At 71.4% G+C, this 3,700-nt stretch carries 4 protein-coding genes; 3 read left to right on the top strand and 1 reads right to left on the bottom strand.

Annotated elements, in window-relative coordinates; translation table 11 throughout:
- Nucleotides 1–36: 36 nt before the first annotated feature.
- On the bottom strand, nt 37–405 hold the full coding sequence (locus G3I65_RS28765) for an Rv2175c family DNA-binding protein (protein ID WP_160698882.1): 369 nt from the start codon (nt 403–405) through the stop codon (nt 37–39).
- A gap of 103 nt (nt 406–508) precedes the next feature.
- Between G3I65_RS28765 and pknB the strand changes: the two genes are divergently transcribed.
- The 3 genes from pknB to G3I65_RS28750 all read left to right on the top strand — a co-directional run.
- Nucleotides 509–2,536 (top strand): Stk1 family PASTA domain-containing Ser/Thr kinase, encoded by a 2,028-nt coding sequence (gene pknB, locus G3I65_RS28760; protein ID WP_160698881.1) that lies wholly within the window; start codon nt 509–511, stop codon nt 2,534–2,536.
- Nucleotides 2,533–2,742, top strand: a complete 210-nt coding sequence (locus G3I65_RS28755) for a hypothetical protein (RefSeq protein WP_020644793.1) — start codon at nt 2,533–2,535, stop codon at nt 2,740–2,742. The genes pknB and G3I65_RS28755 overlap by 4 nt, the downstream gene beginning before the upstream one ends.
- Before the next feature lie 55 nt (nt 2,743–2,797).
- The coding region (locus G3I65_RS28750; RefSeq protein ID WP_160698880.1) for a flotillin family protein at nt 2,798–3,700 on the top strand (903 nt) is incomplete at its 3' end.

Below are 3,700 nucleotides of genomic sequence, written 5' to 3'. Positions count from 1 at the left end.
CTCCAGGTCGCCGCCGCGCTCAGCTGCCTGCGCGGGTCAGAACGCCATCGCCTGCGCGCGCCGCTTGACCTCGGTGCCGTGGCTGGTGCGCAGCGCGTTGACGGGGGTGGTGCCGGGGAGGGTGTCGTCCGCGGTGAACAGCCACCGCAGCATCTCCGTCCGGCTGAACCCGGAGTCGGCGAGCACGGTGATGGTGCCCGCGAGGCCCTTGACCACGCCGTCCTTGACGAAGAAGTCGCTGGGCACGCAGAGTTCGCCACCGCGCTTCAGCGCGATCAGCTGCCCGTCGCGCAGCATCTGCCGGACCTTGTTGGCCGAAGTCCCCAGAGCCTTCGCGACCTCGGGCAACGGGAGGACCGCGATGGCGGTGTCGAGGACGTCGTCGGCGACCGGAATCCCACTCACAGGTGACACTGTGCCACATTCGGCCCCCGCACCCGCTAGTGCGCACGGGTGACCCGCGAGGTCTCCTCCACGAGGCGTGTGCGGTTCCGTACGATCCATACCCGTGACACGCACCCATCCCAGCCTGGTCGGCACGCTCCTCGAGCGCCGCTACCGGGTGGACCGGCTGCTCGCCCACGGCGGAATGTCTTCCGTCTATCAGGGGACGGACACCCGGCTGGACCGTCCGGTCGCGATCAAGATCATGGACCCGCGCTTCGCCGACGACCGCTCGTTCGTCGACCGCTTCGTGCGCGAGGCCCAGTCCGCGGCGCAGCTGCACCACCCGCACGTCGTGGCGGTGCACGACCAGGGCTTCGACCTGCCGCCGGGCGCGGAGTCGGGGCTGGCGTTCCTGGTGATGGAGCTGGTGGACGGCGGGACGCTGCGCGACCTGCTCGACGAGCGGGGCCCGCTGGACGTCGCGCTGGCGCTGAGCGTGGCCGAGCCGGTGCTCTCGGCGCTGGCCGCCGCGCACCAGGCGGGGCTGGTGCACCGGGACGTGAAGCCGGAGAACGTGCTGATCGGCCGGTCCGGCCCGCACACCGGCGGCGCGGTGAAGGTCGCGGACTTCGGCCTGGTGCGGGCGGTGGCGAGCGCGGGCACGACGAGCTCGAGCGTCATCCTCGGCACGGTCGCCTACCTCTCCCCCGAGCAGGTCGAAACCGGCGCGGCGTCCTCGCGCGGCGACGTCTACTCGGCCGGGATCCTGCTCTACGAAATGCTGACCGGCCAGGTGCCCTACACCGGGGACACGGCGATCTCGGTGGCCTACCGGCACGTGAACGACGACGTGCCGCGCCCCAGCGAGCTGCGCCCGGACCTGCCGCCGGAGCTCGACGACCTGATCACGCGCGCGACGCGGCGCGACCCCGCGCAGCGCCCGGCCGACGCCGGCGAGTTCCTCACCGAGCTGACCGCGGTGCGCGCCCAGCTGGGGCTGCTGCCGGTGACGGTGCCGATCCCGGTCTCCCGCGGCCAGGGCGACGTCGCCGACACCGAGCGCACGCTGCCGCGCATCCCGCAGGTGCCGGACGGCGAGAAGACGATGCCCGTGCACCGCCCCAACGCGACCCGGGCGCTGAGCCACCCGGGCACCCCGCCGCCGGGCATGACCCAGCAGATCCCGCCGGTGCGGCCCCCGGTGGCGCGACGCCGGAGCGAGCCGGAACCGGAGAAGCCGGCCGACAACCGCAAGCGGATCGCCATCATCGCCGGCGCGGTGCTGCTGTTCGGCGGGCTGATCACGGCGTTCATCTTCATGCTCACCGACACCGGCGGCGACAAGACCGCGACCGTGCCGAAGCTCGTCGGGCTCAACCAGGCCGCGGCGGGCGACGCGCTGCGCGCGGTGAAGCTGACCCCGCGGTTCAGCCAGGAGTACGACAACTCGGCCCCGTCGAACACCGTGCTGCGCGCCGAGCCCGCCGAGGGCACGCCGCTGACACCGAACTCGACGGTGTCGGTGGTGCTTTCCAAGGGCCGCCCGGCAGTCCCGGACATCCGGCCGGGCACCGCAGTGCCCGACGCCGAGAACGCGATCAAGACCGCGCAGCTGACCCCGGTCCGCGGCACCGACGACTACGACGCCGAAGTCCCGCAGGGCGCGGTCATCCGCACCGAACCCGCGGCGGGCAGCCAGCTGAACATCGGCGGTCAGGTCACGATCATCGTGTCGAAGGGCCCGATCCCGCTGCCGCCGGTCCCGGACGTCACCGGGCGGAGCAAGGACGAGGCGTTCCAGCTGCTGCAGCAGGCCGGCTTCGAGCCGTTCCAGGCGGGCGAGGAGTTCCGGCAGGACATCCCGGGCGGCGCCGTCACCCGGACCGACCCGCCTGCCAACTCGCAGGCGAAGGAAAAGCGGATCGGCGTCTTCGTCAACAACGCGGTCCAGGTGCCGGACGTCCGGTTCCGCTCGTTCGACGACGCCCGGAAGATCCTGGAGCAGGCCGGGCTGAAGGCCGACCGCGACGGCGGCAAGGGCCACGGTCCCGGTGGCGGCGGGTTCGACTTCGTCTTCAACCAGGACCCGCAGCCGGGGACGTTCGTGCAGAAGGGCTCCAAGGTCAAGCTCAAGGGCTTCGGTCAGTGATCGGCAGCCGCGGCCGCGTCACCGGCACGATCGGCCCCGGCCTCATCGGCGAAGTCCTGCTGAACGTCCGGGGCGGCACGGAGGCGTTCTACGCCTACCCGGCCGACCCGGACGAGACGTTCAGCTCCGGCACGCAGGTGCTCGTGGTCGACTTCGAACCCCCGCGGACGGTTTATGTGGAACGGTGGCAACCGCTGAGCCGCTGACGGCGTCGTAGAGGCACCAACACACCCACAACAGAAGAGCGAGGGGGTCGGTGCCATGAGTCTCGTGGAAATCGTGCTGCTTTCCATCGGTGGTCTCATCGTCGCGCTGGTGGTCATCTTCGGCATCCTGCGGCTGCTCTACAAGGTCGCCGAGCCGAACGAAGCCCTGATCATCTCCGGCCTCGGGGTCCGCGTCGACCGCGCGGACACCGCGGACAGCCTGGGCTTCAAGATCATCACCGGCCGCGGGGTGAACGTCCTGCCCGGCTTCCAGACCGCACGTCGGCTGTCGCTGGACACCCGCGGCGTCAACCTGCAGGTCTCCTGCGTGACCAAGCAGGGCCTGCCGGTCACCGTGCGGGCCGTCGTCATCTACAAGGTCGGGGACGACTTCGCCTCGATCGCCAACGCCGCCCGCCGGTTCCTGGACCAGCAGAAGGGCATGAACGACACGATCCACGAGCTGTTCTCCGGTCACCTGCGCTCGATCGTGGGCGGGCTGACCATCGAGGAGATGATCCACAACCGCGACGCGCTCACCGGCGAGGTGCGCCAGTCGTCAGCGACGGAGATGATCAAGCTCGGGCTGATCGTGGACTCGCTGCAGATCCAGGAGATCGACGACGAGTCCGGCTACATCAACAACCTCGGCAAGCCGCACGCCGCCGCGATCGCCGCGTCGGCCCGCATCGCCGAGGCGCAGCGCGACCAGGAGGCCGCCGAGGTCGAGCAGGTCGCCGCGGCGAAGAAGGCGGCCGCGGTCCGCGAAAGCCAGATCCAGCAGGCCGGCTACCAGGCCGAGGTGGACCAGGCGCGGGCGAAGGCGTCGCAGTCGGGCCCGCTGGCCGAGGCGACCGCGCGCCAGGAGGTCGTCGTCCAGGAGACCCGCGCCGCCGAGCTGGAAGCGGCGCTGGCCGAGCAGCGGCTGCAGTCGCAGGTCCGCAAGCCGGCCGACGCG

The sequence above is a fragment of the Amycolatopsis sp. SID8362 genome (genome assembly GCF_010550475.1).
In the GTDB taxonomy this organism is placed as follows: domain Bacteria; phylum Actinomycetota; class Actinomycetes; order Mycobacteriales; family Pseudonocardiaceae; genus Amycolatopsis; species Amycolatopsis eburnea.
Note: the sequence above shows the minus strand (reverse complement) of the source record. Positions and strands in the feature narration are given on the sequence as shown.